16 protein-coding genes and 1 pseudogene are annotated in these 20,678 nt (G+C 54.5%); 8 read left to right on the plus strand and 9 right to left on the minus strand.

Translation table 11 applies throughout. From position 1 onward, the window contains the following. The first annotated feature begins 46 nt into the window (after positions 1-46). From BLV61_RS30250 to BLV61_RS30280, 7 genes and pseudogenes are all read left to right on the plus strand, one after another. Positions 47-736 carry a heavy metal response regulator transcription factor gene (locus BLV61_RS30250; protein ID WP_010565109.1) on the plus strand — a complete coding sequence of 230 codons (690 nt, stop codon included), beginning with the start codon at positions 47-49 and terminating at the stop codon, positions 734-736. Further along, positions 733-2,121 carry a copper resistance membrane spanning protein CopS gene (copS, locus tag BLV61_RS30255; protein ID WP_010565110.1) on the plus strand — a complete coding sequence of 463 codons (1,389 nt, stop codon included), beginning with the start codon at positions 733-735 and terminating at the stop codon, positions 2,119-2,121. The genes BLV61_RS30250 and copS overlap by 4 nt, the downstream gene beginning before the upstream one ends. Positions 2,122-2,480: 359 nt before the next feature. After that, entirely contained in the window at positions 2,481-2,864 is a 384-nt protein-coding gene (copC, locus tag BLV61_RS30260) for a copper homeostasis periplasmic binding protein CopC (protein ID WP_010565111.1), read from the plus strand. Positions 2,865-2,867: 3 nt separating this feature from the next. Continuing rightward, on the plus strand, positions 2,868-3,806 hold the full coding sequence (gene copD, locus BLV61_RS30265) for a copper homeostasis membrane protein CopD (protein ID WP_010565112.1): 939 nt from the start codon (positions 2,868-2,870) through the stop codon (positions 3,804-3,806). 74 nt (positions 3,807-3,880) lie between these two features. Then, entirely contained in the window at positions 3,881-4,222 is a 342-nt protein-coding gene (locus BLV61_RS31770; protein ID WP_080752870.1) for a hypothetical protein, read from the plus strand. Positions 4,223-4,321: 99 nt separating this feature from the next. Next, a complete protein-coding gene (locus BLV61_RS30275) occupies positions 4,322-5,539 on the plus strand; it encodes a TolC family protein (protein WP_090470159.1) in 1,218 nt (405 codons plus the stop codon). Beyond that, positions 5,533-7,491 (plus strand): annotated as a pseudogene (locus BLV61_RS30280) (efflux RND transporter permease subunit); the annotation flags it as partial. The gene BLV61_RS30275 and the pseudogene BLV61_RS30280, both read left to right, overlap by 7 nt. Before the next feature lie 276 nt (positions 7,492-7,767). Here BLV61_RS30280 and BLV61_RS30285 read toward each other — a convergent pair. The 9 genes from BLV61_RS30285 to BLV61_RS31775 all read right to left on the minus strand — a co-directional run bounded on the left by BLV61_RS30285 (position 7,768) and on the right by BLV61_RS31775 (position 17,914). After that, positions 7,768-8,622 carry a TnsA endonuclease N-terminal domain-containing protein gene (locus BLV61_RS30285; protein WP_010567715.1) on the minus strand — a complete coding sequence of 285 codons (855 nt, stop codon included), beginning with the start codon at positions 8,620-8,622 and terminating at the stop codon, positions 7,768-7,770. A 306-nt stretch (positions 8,623-8,928) separates the two neighbouring features. After that, the gene (locus tag BLV61_RS31395) at positions 8,929-9,081 is read right to left on the minus strand and encodes a hypothetical protein (RefSeq protein ID WP_167361854.1); all 153 of its coding nucleotides are present in this window, start codon (positions 9,079-9,081) and stop codon (positions 8,929-8,931) included. A 170-nt stretch (positions 9,082-9,251) separates the two neighbouring features. Next, positions 9,252-9,881, minus strand: coding sequence for a DUF4352 domain-containing protein (locus tag BLV61_RS30290; protein ID WP_090470162.1), 630 nt, complete (start codon positions 9,879-9,881; stop codon positions 9,252-9,254). A gap of 289 nt (positions 9,882-10,170) precedes the next feature. Continuing rightward, the gene (locus tag BLV61_RS30295) at positions 10,171-10,824 is read right to left on the minus strand and encodes an antitoxin Xre/MbcA/ParS toxin-binding domain-containing protein (protein ID WP_082069125.1); all 654 of its coding nucleotides are present in this window, start codon (positions 10,822-10,824) and stop codon (positions 10,171-10,173) included. 409 nt (positions 10,825-11,233) lie between these two features. Further along, positions 11,234-11,584 carry a copper-binding protein gene (locus BLV61_RS30300; RefSeq protein ID WP_045058206.1) on the minus strand — a complete coding sequence of 117 codons (351 nt, stop codon included), beginning with the start codon at positions 11,582-11,584 and terminating at the stop codon, positions 11,234-11,236. After that, positions 11,581-14,739 (minus strand): efflux RND transporter permease subunit, encoded by a 3,159-nt coding sequence (locus BLV61_RS30305; RefSeq protein WP_090470165.1) that lies wholly within the window; start codon positions 14,737-14,739, stop codon positions 11,581-11,583. The genes BLV61_RS30300 and BLV61_RS30305 overlap by 4 nt, the downstream gene beginning before the upstream one ends. After that, entirely contained in the window at positions 14,736-16,220 is a 1,485-nt protein-coding gene (locus BLV61_RS30310) for an efflux RND transporter periplasmic adaptor subunit (protein WP_045058204.1), read from the minus strand. Before BLV61_RS30310 ends, BLV61_RS30305 begins: the two co-directional genes overlap by 4 nt. Further along, positions 16,217-17,473 (minus strand): TolC family protein, encoded by a 1,257-nt coding sequence (locus BLV61_RS30315; protein WP_090470168.1) that lies wholly within the window; start codon positions 17,471-17,473, stop codon positions 16,217-16,219. The genes BLV61_RS30310 and BLV61_RS30315 overlap by 4 nt, the downstream gene beginning before the upstream one ends. Before the next feature lie 99 nt (positions 17,474-17,572). Continuing rightward, the gene (locus tag BLV61_RS31775) at positions 17,573-17,914 is read right to left on the minus strand and encodes a hypothetical protein (protein ID WP_090470171.1); all 342 of its coding nucleotides are present in this window, start codon (positions 17,912-17,914) and stop codon (positions 17,573-17,575) included. A gap of 361 nt (positions 17,915-18,275) precedes the next feature. Here BLV61_RS31775 and BLV61_RS30330 point away from each other — a divergent pair, with 361 nt between their 5' ends. After that, the gene (locus BLV61_RS30330) at positions 18,276-20,642 is read left to right on the plus strand and encodes a heavy metal translocating P-type ATPase (protein ID WP_425272132.1); all 2,367 of its coding nucleotides are present in this window, start codon (positions 18,276-18,278) and stop codon (positions 20,640-20,642) included. Positions 20,643-20,678 lie beyond the last annotated feature (36 nt).

Genomic DNA, 20,678 nt, shown 5'->3' on the forward strand with positions numbered 1-20,678 from the left:
CATTTCGTTGCAGACTCAGCCTCACAATTATTTGAGAGCCACCCCCATGAGACTTCTGGTTGCGGAAGACGAACCCAAAATAGGTATCTATTTGCAGCAAGGACTCACTGAGGCGGGGTTCAATGTTGATCGCTTTACCAATGGCCAAGACGCGCTTCAGCACGCTTTGAGCGAGGCGTATGACCTGCTGATTCTCGATGTGATGATGCCTGGGCTGGACGGATGGGAAGTACTTCAGAAGGTGCGAGCATCCGGAAAAAATGTCCCCGTGCTTTTTCTCACGGCGCGAGACCGCGTTGAGGATCGCGTCAAAGGACTTGAGCTGGGGGCAGACGATTACCTTATAAAACCCTTCGCATTTTCTGAATTGCTGGCCCGCGTCAGAACGCTGCTGCGAAGAGGGAGCACAGCCCCCTCCCAAACCCACATGAAATTGGCGGATCTTGAGGTTGACCTGCTCAAGCGCAGGGTTGTCCGTGGAGGCAAACGTATAGATCTCACAGCCAAAGAGTTTGCGTTACTCGAATTGCTGCTCCGTCGTCGAGGCGAGGTTCTCCCCAAGTCACTTATTGCTTCCCAAGTTTGGGATATGAACTTCGACAGCGATACCAACGTCATCGAGGTCGCGGTCAGGAGGCTCAGAGCGAAGATTGATGATGATTTTGAGGTCAAGCTGATCCACACCTCTCGGGGGATGGGTTACATGTTGGACGCACCGGACTCGGGGTCGGAATGAAGCGAATGTCACTGACTACCCGCATGAGCCTGATGTTCATGCTTGCTGTAACAGCTGTGCTCACCGTCGCCGGACTCAGTTTTAACAACCTTAGCCGGCATCACTTCAAGATGCTGGATCAGCAGGCGCTGAACGAAAAGCTTCACTCGACGCAAAGAATTTTGACTGGGTTGAATAGCATTGATCAGTTCAGTGATGTTAAGCCCGAGCTGGAGGCGCTGCTTGGTGCTCATCGTGATTTGACAGCACTTATCATCGATGGTGACGGCAAGCTCCTGTTTGCTGATCCTGGTCCGATCGTAGTGCCGGAAGACTACCGAACAATCACAAACAGCAATGTCTGGGAGTGGCGAGATGAGGAGCAGGTATTTCGAGGAGTGACGGCACAAGCCATTGTGACAGGGCAAGACAAGCCATTGACCGTGATGTTGATCTTTGATGTTACTCAACATATGGCTTTCTTCGAGACGCTTGAACGCTGGTTTTGGATAGGGCTGGTGATCAGCGCGCTGGTCAGTGCTGCACTGGGCTGGATGGTCGCGAGTAGTGGCCTACGGCCTATCCGCCTAGTTACTCAGGTCGCGGCTTCAATGTCAGCTAAATCACTCAAAGAGCGTATTCCGTTAGGTCCCGTTCCTAAAGAGCTCCAGCAGATGGTGTTGTCGTTCAACGCAATGTTATCCAGATTGGACGATGCGTTTGTTCGTTTATCGAACTTCTCTGCGGACATTGCTCACGAATTACGAACGCCGGTCAGTAATTTGATGACTCACACTGAAGTGGTTTTATCTAGAAAAAGGAATATTGAGGACTACGAAGATAATCTGTACTCAAATCTTGATGATTTAAAACGTATGGGCCGGATGATTGATGACATGCTTTTTCTGGCGAAATCAGACAACGGTCTGATTACACATGAAAACAAACCGATAGACCTGGTAGCGGTAGTAGAGAAATTACTCGAATACTACCGCTTGCTTGCTGATGAGCGAGGGATCGACCTCAAAGTCACAGGGAGGGGGAGCGTCCGAGGTGACGTCCTTATGCTCGACAGGGCCATCTCTAATCTGCTCTCAAATGCACTCCGGTACACCCCCGAAGGGGAGTGTATTAGTGTCGATATCCGGCAGAAAGGAACTTCAATATCGGTCTCCGTGGAGAACCCTGGAAAGCCAATCGCGCCTGAGCATCTTGAAAAGTTGTTCGATCGTTTTTATCGCGTGGACCCGGCTCGCAGAGAAGGGAGCCCAAGCAATGCAGGGCTAGGTTTGTCGATCACTCGATCAATCATAGAAGCGCATGACGGCAAGATTTGGTGTACGTCATCAAGCGGAAAAACAGCCTTTCATATTGAACTCCCTTGTGCGGATGAAAAAAAGGCGTAAGGCCCGTTGCTCATATATATATAGCAGCATGTGGTTAGCTCAAAGGGAACGTTCGTGGATGACGGAAACCTCTTGGCGCGTCGCAAAGGGAGTCACGTATTCGGCCCTGTATACGCGCTTATCAGTGTCCAAAATCCCACCTCAAGCTGACTGAAATGTAATCGAATAGTTTGCGTTCATGTGGCATCGTGTACTCGCACTGTGACGTTAGAGTTCTTGTGATTTCTTCCTGTCCAGCCCGCCCTAGGACACGGAATCTGCTAGGTATTCGCCAGTGGCTTTAACAAGCGTCAAAAAGTAAAAACTAGATATTCCCTAAAAAACCTAGAACCAACAGCTCTTGCTGTGAGGAGTCTTGCATGTCATTCCTTAAAACTACCACCGTAGCTGTTGCGCTGACTGCGGGTTTGCTTCTGAGTGCAGTTGCTCAGGCGCATCCAAAGCTGGTTTCTTCTACTCCCGCTGAAGGGTCGGATGCGGCGGCTCCTTCTAAAATTGAACTGCACTTTTCTGAGAATCTAACGACTCAGTTCTCTGGTGCCAAACTGATCATGACCGATATGCCTGGCATGCCGAACTCTCCTATGGGCGTAAAAGCCGGCGTTGCAGGTGGCAGTGATCCGAAGACGATGGTTATCACGCCCGCATCGCCATTGACCACGGGTACTTATAAAGTCGAATGGCGTGCCGTCTCCTCGGACACTCACCCGATTACCGGTAACTTTTCCTTCAAAGTGAAATGATTCATGAGCGACTCAATAAATATCGCTGTTCGCTTTGCCCTTTATTTCGATCTTATGCTCTTATTTGGACTGGCAATTTTCGGTCTTTATAGCCTGAGGGGTAAAGAAAGAGTATCGGGAGCGGTTTTGAATTTTGAGTCGCTTCTTTACGGTACATCTGTTGTAGGTGTAGCTCTGTCCCTTGCAGCCATGCTGTTGCTTGCGAAAGCAATGAGTGGCGTATCGGGCTTTATGGAGCTACATCACCATATTTTTCAAATGGTTCTCATGGGGACTGACGTCGGTTTGACCTGGATGGTCCGAATAGGGGCGTTGGTGACGGCAATTATTGGCGTTTCCCTGAACAAGCGCTTTCCAACACTGAGTCTTTGGATTGTCACTGTCTGTGGCGCGATTGCGCTAGCGACGCTGGCATGGACGGGGCACGGAGCAATGGACGAGGGAAGCCGTCGCTACTGGCACTTTATTAGCGACATCTTCCATCTTTTGGCCGCAGGCGGTTGGTTGGGTGCGCTAGCGGCATTTGCCCTGCTGCTGCGTTTGAAATCACTGAAAGGTGAGCGAGAAGCACGAATTCTTGCTCGGGTACTGACAGGGTTTGAATCGGCCGGCGCGGTGATTGTAGTGATCATCAGCATTACGGGAGTGGCGAACTACCTATTTATCGTTGGGCCAAATCTCGATGAGGTGATGCTCAGCACTTATGGCGAGTTGCTATTTTTGAAGGTCCTGCTCTTTGCCGGGATGATCGTATTAGCGACGCTCAACCGTTTTCACCTAAGCCCGCTCTTGGAACGTTCTGTTCGAAATGGAGACTATGCTGTCGCGGTCAATGCCTTGCGCCGTAGCATGAAGCTCGAATTTTCAATGGCAGTCATCATTATTTGTCTCATAGCATGGTTAGGTACTTTAAGCCCAGTAATGGAAATGAGCGCCGCATAGCGGTTGGTGATAGCCGACAAAGGAGTCTCAAGGGTGAATTGTAAGGGCCATTTGCACCGTCTACACTCCAGCTCATGAAACGCTACCTGCGGTTTTGCCTAATTTTCCTGATTAGCTTGGCGCTTCCCCTCAGCGGGATGGCGGGTGTTCAGGCATCGACTGAACCATGCCCGATGAAAACCATGGGCATGGCGATGATGGATGGTATGGGGCAAGACTGCTGCCACGACATGAAAAGTCCCACCGAGCATGGAAAACCCTGTAAGCCGGGCCAGGAATGCAAAACTGGCGGTATGCTGCAAGTCTCGATCATCAAGCCTCCTATCACCTTGTCCAGTCCTCTCGTTCTGCCCTTCTCCAGCCATTTCCCACTCGTACAAACCCCTTCAGGGGTATGGCGACCGCCCCGTACTTGATTCCTGTACCACACTGAGCCTCATTCCGCTTTAGCGGGATGGCATATCTGCGCGCATGTCTTATGAAGCGCGCGGTGGATCATCACAGGAATCGTGAACATGAACTTCAAGTGCTATTGCACAGGTTGGTCCCTTGTGGCCGGCCTGGCGGCAAGCGTACTGGCATTGCCGTGCCTCGCTGGCGTATTGACACTCGATGAAGCTTTGCGGCTGGCCGAAAACAATGCACCGTCGTTGACCGCACAAGACGCCAAAATTCAAGCAGCCACCAGCGCGGCCATTCCCGCTGGCGAACTACCAGATCCCAAGCTACTGCTGGGCGTCCAGAACTACCCCATTGGTGGTCCGGACAGATGGAGCATCGACCAGGACTTCATGACCATGCAAGTGGTCGGGATCAGGCAGGAGATGCCTAACAGCGACAAGCGCAAAGCACGTATCGAGGTCGCGGATGCGGCTGTTGATAGAGCGTCCGCCGAGCGTCGAGTGGCGCGTCTGAACGTCCGACAGTCCACGGCACTGGCCTGGATCAGTAGCTACTCGGTTGAGCGTAAAGATGTGATGTTCCAGGACTTCTATAAAGAAAACCGTCTTCTAAGCGATACCGTCCGGTCACAGATTGCGGGTGGCCGCGCTCAACCCGCCGATGCGGTCACACCTAAACAGGAAGCTGCTCAACTGGCCGAGCTGCAGGATGATTTAGTTCGCCAACGTGCGCAGGCCCGGGCTGCCCTCAAGCGCTGGATTGGCCCTGCCGCCAATGACAAACCGGTGGGCAGCTTGCCTGATTGGCCCATCGAAACCTCTGGTTACTCCCATAAGCTGCAACATCACCCCGAACTAGCTGCTTTTGTGCCGATGACCCGAGAAGCACAAGCCAAGATTCGTGAAGCTAAGGCGGAAAAGCAATCTGACTGGAGCTGGGAATTCGACTATCAGCATCGCGGCCAACAGTTCGGTGATATGGTCAGCGTGCAGTTTTCATGGGATCTCCCGCTGTTTCCTGACTCTCGGCAAAACCCCAAGATTGCGGCCAAGCACGCCGAACTAAACCAGCTTGAGGCTGAGCGCGAAGCCCTGTCACGCGAGCATACCCAGCAACTAGAGGATGAACTGGCCGACTACGAGCGCCTCAATCGTTCAGTCAACCGTAATCAGGAAAGCTTGTTGCCGCTGGCTAAAGAAAAGGTCGAACTCACCATGGCCAGCTACCGCTCCGGCAAGGGTGATTTGAAATCGGTTGTGGCCGCCCGACGCGAACTCATCGAAGCCCGTCTCAAGCAGATTGACGTTGAAGAGCAACGTGCTCTTACCTGAAGACGCTCAATGACTTTCGCGCTATCCCACTCAAACTGGGCACCGGCGGTGTGCCGGTCACCCTGGGCGATGTTGCCACGATTCAGTTGGGGCCTGAGATGCGTCGAGGCATCACCGAACTGGATGGCGAAGGTGAGACTGTCGGCGGCGTGGTGATTCTGCGCAGCGGTAAGAATGCTCGTGAAACCATTGCGGCGGTCAAAACCAAACTCGACGAGCTGAAAAGCAGTTTGCCGGCCGGGGTAGAAATCGTCACCACCTACGACCGCAGCAAGTTGATTGATCGTGCCGTGGAAAACCTCAGCCACAAGCTGATCGAAGAGTTCATCGTCGTCGCGTTGGTCTGCGGGATCTTTCTCTGGCACCTGCGCTCATCCCTGGTAGCAATTATCTCCCTTCCAGTGGGGGTGTTGATTGCTTTCATCGTCATGCGCTACCAAGGCATCAATGCCAACATCATGTCCTTGGGCGGGATCGCCATCGCTATCGGCGCCATGGTCGACGCCGCAGTGGTGATGATCGAGAATGCCCACAAGAAGGTAGAGGCCTGGCACATGGCCCACCCAGGGGAGGAACTCAAGGGTGAGCATCACTGGCACGTGATGACCGAAACGGCTGCCGAGGTAGGACCTGCATTGTTCTTCTGTCTGCTGATCATCACCCTGTCGTTCATTCCGGTGTTCACGCTGGAGGCTCAGGAAGGACGTCTATTCGGTCCATTGGCGTTCACCAAAACCTACGCTATGGCCGCAGCGGCTGGACTGTCGGTAACTCTCGTACCGGTGCTGATGGGGTATTGGATTCGTGGACGAATTCCCAATGAGCAACAGAATCCGCTAAATCGCTGGCTGATCCGGATCTACGAGCCCGCTCTGGACGCCGTATTACGTCGACCCAAAGTAACACTGCTGGTTGCGTTGCTGGTCTTTGTCAGCGCGTTGTGGCCGATCTCTCGTCTGGGTGGTGAGTTTCTTCCCCCGCTGGACGAAGGGGACCTGCTCTATATGCCATCAGCTCTGCCGGGATTATCGGCTCAGAAGGCCGCGCAACTGCTTCAACAGACTGACCGTCTGATAAAGACAGTTCCAGAGGTCGAACACGTATTCGGAAAAGCCGGCCGCGCTGAAACCGCGACTGACCCCGCACCTTTGGAAATGTTCGAAACCACCATCCAATTCAAGCCGCACGAGCAATGGCGGCCAGGCATGACCCAGGAAAAACTCGTGGAGGAGCTGGACCGAGTGGTGCGTGTCCCAGGCTTGACCAACATCTGGATACCGCCGATTCGTAACCGCATTGACATGCTGGCTACCGGTATCAAAAGCCCGATTGGTGTGAAAGTTGCCGGTACCAACCTGACGGAGATCGATGCCGTAACCCAAGCCGTCGAACGTGTAGCCAAGGACGTGCCAGGTGTCAGTTCAGCGTTGGCCGAACGACTGACCGGTGGCCGCTATATTGACGTGGATATAGATCGTAACGCTGCGGCCCGCTATGGGTTAAATATTGCCGATGTGCAGTCGATCGTGGCCGGCGCAATAGGCGGTGAAAACGTCGGGGAGACGATTGAAGGGCTGGCTCGTTTCCCGATCAACGTCCGTTACCCTCGCGAGTGGCGTGACTCACTCGGTGCCCTGGAGCAGTTGCCGATCTACACACCTTTGGGTAGTCAGATCACCCTTGGCACTGTGGCGAAGATCAAGGTCAGCGATGGTCCGCCTATGCTCAAGAGTGAGAACGCACGACCTTCAGGCTGGGTGTATATCGACGTGCGTGGCCGGGACATTGCCTCAGTAGTCGCCGATCTTCGACGGATCGTCAGCGAGCAGGTTAAGTTGCAGCCCGGTATGAGCCTGAGCTACTCAGGACAGTTCGAATTTCTCGAAAGGGCCAACGCACGACTCAAACTGGTGGTGCCTGCCACGCTGTTGATCATATTCGTGCTGCTCTACGGGGTTCGGGGAGCAATGGAACAGTAAACGCACTTAAGCCCAGTACCTGCCCGCAAACCAGCGCTCTGTCTGGGGAGTACGATAAAACCACCGTTTTATGAAACCGCTTTAACGAACATCAGGAAGGACCGTAAACATCCGAAAAGCGGTTCGATAAACTCGTTTCGACAATCAGAGTTCTCCAATCAACAGTCACATACGAGTAAAGCGAACTCTAATTCGTGCTTACGTTGGTTTTCGGTTCCATTGCTCCCCAAACCCCATTAACGAGAACAGTCATGACATTTTCTCCTTCAACGATACTTGGACAGGGCTCGCGGAAACTTCGAAGTCAGGAACTAGACCAGTAAGATGGAGAGGAGTGTTAACCAAATCTATTTTCAGTATCTTGGTCCAAACCAGATGAAAGAAAATTGCTTGAGCGTCTATATAGGAAATTGACAGAAGGGATGCTATTTTTCTTAGACAGGTGGCCAAGGTCCACGAATATTCCCGGCTGTTCACTAGGCACTCAATAAAATTCGAATGCAACGGCAGTTTCATTAAATCACGAGAGAGCTTCGAGTATCTCCTGATTAGTCCAATATTTTTTATCAAATCTCGTGTAAAAAACTCGTCTGTTACGATTTTCCAATCAACACCTTGGCTTTCCCAAAAGCGCTTTTCAATCTCAAGTTTCTCAAGCGTTCTTTTACTTCTGTTGCCAATTAAATCGGAACGATACTTCACCGTCCTAGCTACCGATTTGAAGTTTCCGCTCGGGTCTTTAACAGTTAACAGGAAGTCTGTTGTCATCACATAAGGCAGTGTTGTTCTAGGGTATCTTGGATAGCGTACAGCTATCGCCGACGCTATCGCTTGCGCACGCTCTGTGGGTAGTAAAGGGTATTGCTCTCGGATATCCACGACGTCTTCAGAAAATTCACACACAAGGAAGTACGAACGCTCGAGATCTGACAGTAGGTGATGAATTCTCTCGATCTTCACACCTTGAATCTTGTGCGAACGACCTATCGACGGGACATCTTGTACCCGCAGCCAAGGCACGTAGCTTGCCCCGGCGCCTTCGCCAAATCCATTTGCAATGTGCCGTTCAATGTCCTGCTGTGATGCAAACTTACGACCTCGCAACCCACGCCTCCTCAGTCGATGCGGACCGCTTCACCTCGCGTCGAGAAAAAGTCGTAGAAGGACACGACTGCCAAAGCGGCCGTATTCAAAACATTTTCCAGACTACACCCGCTGAAAGTTGAAGCGATGAATCCAGACCAAAGGGAAAGCCTGGAAAGGAAAACCCCTGTAGATACGGGGGGTTGAGCCTTGTGTCAATCTATGTTCATCAGTGTCAAACTTTATTGTTTTGTGTCAATCTTTATTGTTCAAAACCACTGGGCCTGCTTGGTGATTACTTCAAACGGTGATTGCGGGACCTTTCCCTTAACTTGCGGCTAATGCCGCACTGGTGTTCATTTCGAGGCTCTTGAGGTGAACCAACCGCTCGTATTCAACCTTGGCCGCTCGAAGCTCAACTGCCGCCTTGCTCAGGTCGAGCACGCCGGCGCTCAGCATGGCTTCAATTGCTTGGCTCAAGCGATATCAACCTCAATCTGTCCTGAAGCCGTATGCGGATTGATCTCACCCGTAGTCTGAACAGAGCCAGCGGCCAAAAGCAGCCGGATGACAATTTCAGAGTTGATGGCTCGACCACATTTGCGAGCAGCACCGTGAATGTCAGCCTTAGTCACTCCAAACCGCATAAATCAGGCTGACGGTAGATAAGTGCACCAGAGTTTCTTGTCTTGTGCGTTTCTACCCGGCTTCCAATACACCTCTCCAGAAAGCTCGTTAGGCACCTTGTAGACGATCTTCGTGTTGAGCTTGATGAGAGGATTCAGTGAACGTAAACGGATTCCGTAGCCTTCGCTCATGATGGATTCCGTAGTGTCGAATTTGAAATCCTTACCGTCCTTGCTGATGAACAAGCTGCCTTCCAGTGGTAGCCGTCCTTCGTTATCGGTGTTCTTGAAGGTTGCATTCACAGTGAGGAAGCGTGCATCCGGATCTGGCTTCACTGTAGAGAAGCGGTTGCCAGTGTCGATGGATTTGCTGATCGTGCAATCATTTACCGTGACATCGAAGTAGCCGACCTGCCCATGCATGACTTCCTGTTTGGCTTGCAAACCCTTGAGGTAGCTTGTGGCATACGTGTTGTACGCATTGGGCGCGGTGCTTCCGATAGCCCCTACACGGCAGTTAATGACGTTGTAGGCATCATTAGGAAACTTGTGGCCCTTGAGAGCCTCGCCTAATGCTGCATTGGCAGCATCGAAATCAGCGTCTACCAGGCGGCTAAACGATCCCTGCTGGTGACCAACATCATAGTTTGACACACGGAAACCAATAAAATCAGTCGTTTACGGAACCTGCCGCGATGCCATTTTTACAACATAGATTGACACAACGCATAACGATATCCGAATGACGGGATGAGTTTATAACAACATAGTTTGACACTACCCGCGGGAGCCTTTTTAAAGTCGAGATTGCAGCCGAACAAAATAATGTGACACCACCGGCTCAGTGAACTCAGGGGTAAACGGCTTAACGGAGCATGCCAGCTGAATGAATATTTTGACAAAAATGCCCTTGGGGGCGCGTACCCAATTGTGATGGTTCTACTTAGCTGCGGTTAGATCGAAATGACATGCCCTCATTTACCTCAATCAGCATTTGTTCGACCCGATGTGTGCCGTGAGTTGTAGTGAGCATCGCTGTTGGACTTTTACCCGAAAACCGGGATTTCGGTTTGGAAAGCCATTGTTTGGCCTTCTCTGCGTCCCCGAAGATCACATCGGCCATGGCGGTAATATGTGCAAAGCGGAACAGGCGATCACTCTCATCCACCGTTAAAAGCTGATTGCTGACCAATTTTGTTTTGAGCATTTTGAGTGGAATAATTCTGTCGCGTTCTTCCGGACTTATAGTTCCAACGTCGCAAAGCGACTGGATCAGGCTGGCCGAGAAGCCAGCTACGATAATGTCGTGAATGTCCTGGTCAGAGGCGTTTGAGGGGATATTAAGAGACGCCTCCAGCCGGATGCGGTAGGCATGATAAGCTTCATCAAGCAGGACTCCAGCAAACACGGGCTGCACTGATGTTGTTCCATGCGTAGGCTTCAGCACTATTGCGCCGTCCGCTACCGTAATCGTCAGATCGTCCCCCACACCTACTCCCATTTTGGCAAGCAGTTCTGGGGGTAAATCAACGATGACATCACCGCTACCATCCTCAGTATCCTGGCATTTGACTATCCAGCGCTCGCTCCCACTCATGATCGTCCGGTTCTCATTTCGTAATTAGAGAAGACGCATCATTATGCTCGCGCGCAGAGCAGATCCAGTCACTGGATAACCGTGCATAGAGGCCATTCCTGCCGGTTATTGCGACGAGCGGCTGCACTCTCCGGCGCATCGGCAAAGATGTCAGCTAAAAGCTCGACTACACGCCCGCTGTTTCACGTTCGAGCACCACATCGGACGGAAATGGGTCAACGGCAGCCATTGGTCTGGTCAGAAAGATATTCGCCAAAGGGAAGGAAAAGAAGCCCAACAGAGACCGGCCTCAACTTCGTCGCATCTCGACTGCTCGCGACTCAAAACGAGGCGTACATTTTTCTGACCTGCAGATTTAGTGATAATGGTCGGCTCGACAAGCGCGCCGGCCACTTTCACCACCGCTGTTTCACTTTTGAATGGACACAATCGTAGCTCTACCACCCTCTATCAGGAAGGAAAAAGATACACGGTCTCCGGCCGTCAGCCCTGTCAACTTATCTTGCGTTACGGAAAAGACCATGGTCATCGGCGGCCATCGCACGGCAGGCACAGCGCCGTGAGAGATAGTCACCGTATGCTTCACAGTATCGATAGCCTTGATCGTTCCATCGGCATTCGCGACTGGAGCCTGCTTTGTTTCCTCAGTCATCTGCTTGCTCTCCATACCGTCCATCTTCATACCCGGCATGTCCTCTGCCAGGGCAGAAAAAGACAACGCTACTACGGTGCTGGCAACTGCAATCAGGGTCAGTTTCATACGACACTTCCTTCAGGTTTGACGGTTTCAACGGAGAGGTGCCGGCGACGCATCAGGCGATAGGCTGCCGGAATGACAAACAGGGAAAGCAAGGGTGCCGTGACCATGCCGCCTACCATGGGCGCGGCAATGCGGCTCATCACCTCGCTGCCGGTCCCGCTGCCCAGCAAGATGGGTAACAAGCCGGCAATGATGACGGCCACGGTCATGGCCTTGGGTCGAACACGCTGCACGGCGCCTTCACGAATCGCCGCAACCAGACCGAGCTCAGTGCTGTCGCCGAGGTCTTCACGTTCGGCCCAGGCGTTCTTCAGGTAGAGCAACATGATCACGCCAAACTCGGCGGAAACACCGGCCAAGGCGATAAAGCCGACCCCGGTGGCGACTGACAGGTTGAACCCCAACAGATAGAGGAACCATGCCCCGCCCGTGAGAGCGAATGGCAGAGTGGCCATGATCAGCAAGGCCTCATCGAAGCGGGCAAAAGTCAGGTAGAGCAGCACGAAGATGATCAACAGCGTGGCAGGCACCACCAGTTTGAGTCGTGCGTTGGCCCTTTCGAGAAACTCGAACTGCCCTGAGTAGCTCAGGCTCATGCCGGGCTGCAACTTGACCTGCTCATTGACGACCCGTCGTAGATCAGCGACCACCGACGCAATGTCCCTCCCCCGCACATCGATGTACACCCAACCGGAGGGTCGTGCATTCTCGCTCTTGAGCATCGGTGGACCGTCCGTGACTTTGACCTTCGCCACTGTGCCGAGGGTGATCTGGCTACCTAGCGGGGTATAGATCGGCAATTGCTCCAAGGCACCGAGCGAGTCACGCCACTCCCGTGGGTAACGCACGTTGATCGGGAAGCGTGCGAGCCCTTCAATGGTCTCACCGACATTTTCACCGCCGATAGCGCCGGCCACGATGGACTGCACATCGGCGATATTCAGCCCGTAGCGGGCGGCGGCTTTGCGGTCGATATCCACATCGATATAGCGACCACCGGTCAGACGCTCGGCCAGAGCCGAACTGACGCCGGGCACGTCCTTGGCCACTCGCTCAACCGCCTGAGTCGCGGCATCGATCTCCGTCAGGTTGGTGCCGGCAACTTTCACTCCGATGGGACTCTTGATCCCCGTAGCCAGCATGTCGATACGGTTACGAATCGGTGGTATCCAGATATTCGTCAGCCCAGGGACTCGTACCACTCGATCCAGTTCTTCCACCAACTTTTCCTGGGTCATGCCTGGACGCCATTGCTCGTGCGGCTTGAACTGGATCGTGGTTTCGAACATCTCCAGCGGTGCGGGGTCGGTGGCGGTTTCAGCGCGCCCCGCCTTACCGAAGACGTGTTCGACTTCAGGCACGGTCTTGATCAGACGGTCAGTCTGTTGCAGCAGTTGTGCCGCTTTCTGCGCTGACAATCCCGGCAGAGCTGAAGGCATATAGAGCAGGTCGCCCTCGTCCAACGGGGGGAGAAACTCGCCACCCAAGCGAGACATTGGCCATAGCGCACTGACAAAAACCAATAGTGCCACCAGCAGCGTGATCTTTGGTCGACGCAAGACTGCGTCCAGGGCTGGCTGATAGATCCGAATCAACCACCGGTTCAACGGGTTCTGATGTTCACTGGGAATTCGTCCACGAATCCAGTAGCCCATCAGCACCGGCACCAAGGTCACTGACAATCCCGCCGCTGCGGCCATGGCGTAGGTCTTGGTGAAAGCCAAAGGACCGAACAGCCGTCCTTCCTGAGCTTCCAGGGTGAACACCGGAATGAAAGACAGAGTGATGATCAACAAACAGAAGAACAGCGCCGGGCCTACCTCTGCCGCCGCTTCGGTCATTACATGCCAATGACGTTCACCCTTCAGTTCTTCCCCCGGATTGGCCGCGTGCCATGCCTCGATCTTCTTGTGGGCGTTCTCGATCATCACCACGGCGGCATCGACCATGGCGCCGATGGCGATGGCTATCCCGCCCAAGGACATGATGTTGGCGTTGATGCCCTGGTAGCGCATGACGATGAAGGCAATCAGCACCCCCACCGGCAGCGAAATGATCGCCACCAGAGATGAGCGCAGGTGCCAGAGGAAGATCCCACACACCAACGCGACAACGATGAACTCTTCGATGAGCTTGTGGCTGAGGTTTTCCACGGCGCGGTCGATCAGCTTACTGCGGTCGTAGGTGGTGACGATATCCACCCCGGCCGGCAGACTGCTTTTCAGTTCGTCGAGTTTGGTCTTGACCGCGGCAATGGTCTCGCGAGCATTCTTGCCGCTGCGCAAAATCACCACGCCGCCGACGGTCTCGCCTTCGCCGTCGAGTTCAGTAATGCCACGCCGCATTTCCGGTCCCAACTGGATCGTGGCGACATCGCCAAGGGTTACTGGCACTCCTCCCGAAGCCAGCTTGAGCGGGATCGCCCGAAAGTCATTGAGCGTCTTCAGGTAGCCGGAAGCACGCACGATGAACTCGGTCTCTGCCATCTCCAGCACCGCGCCACCGGTTTCCTGGTTGGCCTTGCCGATGGCTTCGGTCACCTCAGCCTGAGTAATACCGAGGCTGGCCAGTTTGAGCGGATCAAGCTGGACCTGGTACTGCTTGACCATGCCACCCACGGTGGCTACTTCTGCAACGTTGGGCAGGGTCTTGAGTTCGAACTTGAGGAACCAGTCCTGAAGTGCGCGTAGCTGCGCCAGATCGTGTCCTCCACTGCGATCCACCAGTGCGTACTGATAGATCCAGCCCACCCCCGTCGCATCCGGTCCCAACGCCGGCTTGGCGCTGGCCGGCAACCGACTTTGTATTTGGCTCAGATACTCCAACACCCGCGAGCGCGCCCAGTACAAGTCAGTGCCGTCTTCGAACAGCACGTAAACGAAGCTGTCACCGAAGAAGGAATAGCCACGCACCGTCTTGGCACCCGGCACCGAGAGCATGGTGGTGGCCAACGGATAGGTCACCTGGTTCTCGACAATCTGCGGCGCTTGTCCCGGAAAAGGGGTGCGGATGATCACCTGAACATCCGAGAGATCTGGCAGTGCATCGATGGGCGTGCTCTGCACCGACCAAATGCCCCACGCCGTGACAAACAGCGTCGCCAGTAGCACCAGGAATCGGTTGGCCACTGACCAACGAATCAGGGCAGCGATCATGGCTGGCTCCCCGATTTTTCCAGGCGCTCAACACGCAGGCCATCGTCGGTCTGACTCACCGCAACCCGAACCTTGTCACCCGTTTTGAAGCCCTGCATCAGCGCCGGGTTGGCGAGTGGGAACGTCATCGTCATGCCAGGCATACCCAGCGTTTTGAAAGGACCATGGGCGAGCGTGACTTCTTTGTCGTTGATCTCAACGATCTGCCCATCCGCTTCATGAAAGCTGGAGGCTGCTGCGCTGGGTGGTGACTCTTCCTCCGAGCTTGCAACGATGCCCTTAAGACTGGCCTCCGAGTCGAGCAGGAACTGGCCAGAGGTAACCACTTTCTGGCCTTCTTCCAGACCTTTCAATATCGCCGTCTTGCCATCGCTTTCCTGCCCGAGTTGCACCGCCACGGGACGGTAGCGGCCGGCGTCTGCGGCGAGCATCACCAAGGCACGTCGGCCCGTGCGAATCACCGCTTCGCTCGGCACCCACAACACACTTTGCTCGGTCGAACGATTCAGGTGTACCTGCGCTGTCAAACCCGGTCTGAGGCGTCCGTCCGGATTGGGTAACTCGACACGTACGCGAAGAGTGCGGCTGTCCGGATTGGTCTCGGGCAAAATCGCGCTGACCCTGCCGTTGAGTATTGTCCCTGGGAAAGCTGGCAGGCGCGCTTCGACCGCCTGCCCCACGGTGATTGATCCGGCATCCGATTCTGGAACGGCCACGGCTAGCCAGACACTGCTCAAGCCATTGACGCGTGCCAGAGTATCGCCAGTCGCCACGGTCATTCCCGCACGTACGTTCAATTCTTGCAGTACACCGGCAATGGGGCTGGTCAGCGTCAGGTAGGGCTGAACCTTACCGCCACGCTCTACATCGGTAATCAGTGCTGCTGGCATCCCTGTGAGCCGCAGTCGTTGTCGGGCCGCATCCAACAGGGCAGCATCCCCGTTGCGTTTCAGGGCAAGGAACTCTGTCTGGGCAGCGGCCCACTCAGGCACCAGAACATCCGCCAGCGCCGCGTTGGCTTTGAGTACATCGCCGGGAGCATGGGCATAGACCCGCTCCACAAAGCCAGGGGTGCGCGCCTGAATCACAGCGACATCACGTTCGTTGAATCCCAACACACCTGTCACGTCGAGGCTGGAATCAAAGATCGCACGGCTGACTGTCGCAAAACGCAGGCCGAGATTTTGGGTCAGACTTGGATCGATACTGACGGTCGCTCGGTCCCCTGCGCTGCTGGTGTACTGCGGGACCAGTTGCATGTCCATGAAGGGAGACTTACCCGGCTTATCGAACTTTTGTTGCGGGTACATGGGGTCGTACCAATAAAGTGCTTTGCGTTCGCCCGGTGAATTGAGGCTCTGCTCTTGTGTGGTATTTGGTAGTCCACTCATACGCTGATGCGCCAACCAGTAACCACCGGCAACACCTAAGGCCAGCGAGATGCCAACCAGCAATGCCCCGTTCCCTTTTTTAAGGCTCATTGGCTGGACTCCCCATAAGCAAAATACAACCGCGCACTGGTCAGCGCTCGCTGCTCTTCCACGTCGATCTGTTTGAGGCGGGCCTCGATGAGTTCACGTCGGGCAGCAACAACGGCGTTTAAATCGCCTTTGCCCGAGCGATAACTGGCCATGCTGAGTTCGACCTTTTCCTTGGCCAGCGGCAACAGGCTTTCCTGGTTTCGGCGCACGGCACGATTCAGGCGCTCATAGTCGGCCAGTTCGCTCTCTAGTTGCTGAGTGTGCTCGCGTGACAGAGCTTCGCGCTCGGCCTCAAGCTGACTGAGTTCAGCCTGTTTGGCTGCGATTTTGGGGTTTTGGCGCGAGTCAGGAAACAGCGGCAGCTCCCAGGAAAATTGCACGCTGACCATATCGCCAAACTCACGGCCGCGACGCTGATAATCCAGCTCCCAGCTCCAGTCCGACTGCTTCTCCGACACGGCTTCACGAACCTTGGCTTGCGCTTCGCGGGTCATCGGCGCAAACGCTGCCAACTCGGGGTGGTGTTGCAGTTTATGGGCGTAGCCGGAGGTATCGACGGGCCAATGCGGCAAGCTGCCCACAGGCTTGTCGTTGGCGGCGGAGCCAATCCAGCGTTTGAGGGCTGCTCGGGCCTGCGCTCTCTGGAGAATCAGATCGTCCTGTTGCTCCGCCAGTTGAGCCGCTTCTTGCTTAGGCGTCACCGCATCGGCGGGTTGAGCGCGGCCACCGGCAATCTGGGCCCTGACGGTATCGGTCAACAGGCGGTTTTCTTTGTAGAAGTCCTGGAACAGCGCATCTTTGCGCTCAACCGAGTAGCTATTGATCCAGGCCAACGCCGTGGACTGGCGTACTTTCAGACGTTCGACTCGACGCTCCGCAGCGGCGCGATCAATGGCCGCATCGGCCACTTCTATGCGCGCTTTGCGCTTGTCGCTGTTGGGCATTTCTTGCCTGACCCCGACCACTTGCATGGTCATGAAGTCCTGATCGATGCTCCAGCGATCCGGACCGCCAATGGGGTAGTTCTGCACACCCAACAGTAGCCTGGGGTCAGGTAGTTCACCGGCTGGAATAGCCGCGCTGCTGGCAGCTTGAATTTTGGCGTCTTGTGCGGTCAGCGACGGTGCATTGTTTTCGGCCAGCCGCAACGCTTCATCGAGTGTCAATGCGGCAGCGAAGCTCGGCAATGCCAGTACGCTTGCCGCCAGACCGGCCACGAGGGACCAGCCTGTGCAATAGCACTTGGAGTTCATGTTTACGATTCCTGTGATCATCCACTGCACGCGTCAAAAGACATGCGCGCAGCTAGTCCATCCCGCTAACGCGGAATGAGGCTCAATGTGGGACAGGAATCAAACGCGAGGCGGTCGCCATACCCCGGACGGGGTCTGTACGGGTAGGGAATCGCTGAAGAAGTAAAGCACTACGGGGCTGAATACGGTTACAGGAGGCTTGAGGATCGAGACTTGCAGCATGCCGCCTGTCTTGCATTCCTGGCCCGGCTTACAAGGTTTGCCGTGCTCGGAAGGGCTTTTCATATAGTTGCAGCAGTCCATCCCCATGTCGTCCATTATCGCCATGCCCATCGTCTTCATTGGGCACGGTTCTGTCGGTGCCTGAACGCCCGCCATCCCGCTGAGGGGAAGCGCCAAGCTAATCATGAAGACGATGCAAAACCGCAGATAGCGTTTCATGGACTGGAGTGTAGACGGTGCAAATGGCCCTTACAATTGGATGCAGGGCATAAACGGCCTGCCGAGAGGCCTAAGTCAGGTGATAACACCGGAGCTGGTTTATAAATCTGAGTCAATTTTTATCTGGCCACATCTCATCTTTTACCTGAGTTTGTGGACAGATTGCAGCCAAAAATAGGCGAATAGGAGACCTCAAATCAAGTTTTTGAACCCTCTTCTGCCTTCCGAGGATTAGGTGATGTCCATGGAGGACCAAGCTATCCGCACACGAAAGCAGCTTCAAATAACTTCATTGGACGCTTGACCCTGTAGTAGGTACAGGCTGTTGAATGGTGAAATTATCCCAAGCGGTAGAAGCACCATGAACCAGGAAAACAAGCTCAAGCCGGTCCTCCGTCTTCACGTACAGAAGAAAGAAGAGTGTTGCGGATCTGACCATCAACATGGGTCTGTTAATGCTGCTGAACCCAAGCATCACAAAGAACATGGTCACGACCATGAGCATGAGCATGAGCATGAGCATGAGCATGCTCACGATCATGCCAATGCGTGCTGTGCTCATGGCACGCAAGCTACTGATGGTGTTGCGATTACTAAGAGTAGCCCTGCCCCGAAAGGGACCAGTAGAGTTCGCTACCGCATCGATAAAATGGATTGCCCTACAGAGGAGCGCTTGATCCGCAACCGACTGGAGCCGATGGCCGGAATTGTTCGGCTCGACTTCAACCTCCTGAATCGTGAGTTGACCGTGCATCACCGCTTGGATGATCCGCAGCCAATCGTCACCGCATTAGTCGCGTTGGACATGGGGCCGAGCCTGATCGAAGCCGGTGCCGCGCCATCGGCGGTTCCCCCGGCCCTGAGCGCAAAACTAAAAGGATTGCTGGCCATCAGTGGCCTGGCTGCTATCGCCGCTGAAGTCATCGCGTGGACAACCGGACAAGAAGGTTCTTGGCCGGTTATGGTGCTTGCGGCTCTTTCCATTCTGAGCGCTGGTTTGCCCACCCTCAAAAAGGGTTGGATTGCAGTTAAGAACCTCACTCTGAACATCTATTTTCTGATGTCGTTGGCTGTCGTTGGTGCTCTCATCATCGGTAAATGGCCCGAAGCCGCGATGGTGGTTTTCCTTTTCGCCGTTGCTGAGGCTATCGAAGCACTTTCTCTGGAGCGCGCGCGGAACGCGATCAAGTCGCTGACCGCGTTGGCGCCAGAAACCGCTGAAGTCATGACTGATGGCGGCTGGAAAGACCATCCGGTGGCGAGTGTATTACTTGGTAGTCGTATTCGGGTTCGCACGGGTTCGCGAGTACCCTTGGATGCCCGCATAGACTCAGGTCGCGCCGCACTGGACCAAGCTCCAATTACCGGCGAAAGCCTACCTGTTGATAAGCAGGTCGGGGACCCACTTTACGCTGGCAGTATCGTTACCGACGGCGTGGTTGAAGCGACTGTGACGGCCGTAGCAGGAGAAAGTACTCTTGCTCGTATCGCGGCAGCCATACAAGACGCGCAGTCTCAACGAGCCCCTACTCAGCGATTTGTAGATGAGTTTGCACGTTATTACACCCCGGCTGTAGTGGTTCTTGCCCTCTTGGTCGCTGTCTTGGGCCCTGTACTGATCGGTGGAACCTGGGGCGATTGGCTTTATCAGGCCCTGGTCCTGTTAGTGATCGCCTGCCCATGTGCCTTGGTGGTTTCAACGCCAATTACCGTCGTCAGTGGGCTAGCCGCGGCTGCCAAGCATGGCATTTTGATTAAAGGCGGTGCATACCTTGAAAGCGGCCGACTACTTAAGGTTGTGGCGCTCGACAAGACCGGCACCTTGACCCAAGGCAAGCCGGTACTGACCGATAACGAGCCGTTTGGTGATCTGCCCATCGAGATGGCTTTGCAGATCGCAGCTAGCCTCGACGAACACAGTACACACCCAGTGGCGAAGGCCTTGGTCAGCGGATGGAAATTACAGCAACCGGATGCGGCGACTCTGCCGGTTGAGGACTTCGGCGTACTCAACGGTCGTGGCGTCAAAGGCAATATCGACGGTCAATCGTGGCACCTGGGTAACCACCGCTTGGTTGAAGAGTTGGGCGTATGCTCGCCGGCCCTTGAGGCCCGATTGTCGCTACTGGAAAACGCAGGAAAAACTGTAATCGTGCTCTGCGCGGCCAGCGGTCCAGTAGCGATTTTTGCTGTGGCTGACACCGTAAGGCCTGAAAGCTTTGCTGCCGTAACTGCTCTGAAAGCGTTGAATGTCGTACCGGTGATGCTCACGGGTGACAACCCTGCAACCGCCAAGTCCATCGCCGCTCAGCTCGGCATACAGGATGCACGCGGAAACCTCATGCCGGAGGATAAACAAGCCGCCGTCGCTGAACTCAAACGCCGCTTTGGTACTGTTGGCATGGTGGGCGATGGTGTGAACGATGCTCCAGCATTGGCGCAAGCCGACATTGGTTTTGCGATGGGGGCCGCAGGGACTGCCACAGCCCTTGAAACGGCTGATGTCGCCATCATGGATGACGACCCACGCAAGATTGCTGATTTTATTAGCCTGAGTCGTCGATGTGCCTCTGTTTTGAAGCAAAACATCGGACTGGCCTTGGGTATCAAAGTTGTATTTTTGGCGCTTGCATTGTCCGGCCACGCTACGTTGTGGATGGCTGTTTTCGCCGATATGGGAGCGAGCCTGCTGGTCGTATTCAACGGACTGCGGCTACTGCGTCGGTGATACGAAAGCTGCGACTTCGTGTTCAATTACATGCCC

It is taken from the genome of Pseudomonas mohnii (assembly GCF_900105115.1).
GTDB lineage: Bacteria > Pseudomonadota > Gammaproteobacteria > Pseudomonadales > Pseudomonadaceae > Aquipseudomonas > Aquipseudomonas mohnii.

What these genes read in the sequence shown, in the direction of transcription:
- BLV61_RS30250 (WP_010565109.1), top strand. Translation starts at nt 47, where the DNA reads ATGAGACTTCTGGTTGCGGAAGACGAACCCAAAATAGGTATCTATTTG.
- copS (WP_010565110.1), top strand. Translation starts at nt 733, where the DNA reads ATGAAGCGAATGTCACTGACTACCCGCATGAGCCTGATGTTCATGCTT.
- copC (WP_010565111.1), top strand. Translation starts at nt 2,481, where the DNA reads ATGTCATTCCTTAAAACTACCACCGTAGCTGTTGCGCTGACTGCGGGT.
- copD (WP_010565112.1), top strand. Translation starts at nt 2,868, where the DNA reads ATGAGCGACTCAATAAATATCGCTGTTCGCTTTGCCCTTTATTTCGAT.
- BLV61_RS31770 (WP_080752870.1), top strand. Translation starts at nt 3,881, where the DNA reads ATGAAACGCTACCTGCGGTTTTGCCTAATTTTCCTGATTAGCTTGGCG.
- BLV61_RS30275 (WP_090470159.1), top strand. Translation starts at nt 4,322, where the DNA reads ATGAACTTCAAGTGCTATTGCACAGGTTGGTCCCTTGTGGCCGGCCTG.
- BLV61_RS30295 (WP_082069125.1), bottom strand. Translation starts at nt 10,824, where the DNA reads ATGAGTGGGAGCGAGCGCTGGATAGTCAAATGCCAGGATACTGAGGAT.
- BLV61_RS30300 (WP_045058206.1), bottom strand. Translation starts at nt 11,584, where the DNA reads ATGAAACTGACCCTGATTGCAGTTGCCAGCACCGTAGTAGCGTTGTCT.
- BLV61_RS30305 (WP_090470165.1), bottom strand. Translation starts at nt 14,739, where the DNA reads ATGATCGCTGCCCTGATTCGTTGGTCAGTGGCCAACCGATTCCTGGTG.
- BLV61_RS30310 (WP_045058204.1), bottom strand. Translation starts at nt 16,220, where the DNA reads ATGAGCCTTAAAAAAGGGAACGGGGCATTGCTGGTTGGCATCTCGCTG.
- BLV61_RS30315 (WP_090470168.1), bottom strand. Translation starts at nt 17,473, where the DNA reads ATGAACTCCAAGTGCTATTGCACAGGCTGGTCCCTCGTGGCCGGTCTG.
- BLV61_RS31775 (WP_090470171.1), bottom strand. Translation starts at nt 17,914, where the DNA reads ATGAAACGCTATCTGCGGTTTTGCATCGTCTTCATGATTAGCTTGGCG.
- BLV61_RS30330 (WP_425272132.1), top strand. Translation starts at nt 18,276, where the DNA reads ATGAACCAGGAAAACAAGCTCAAGCCGGTCCTCCGTCTTCACGTACAG.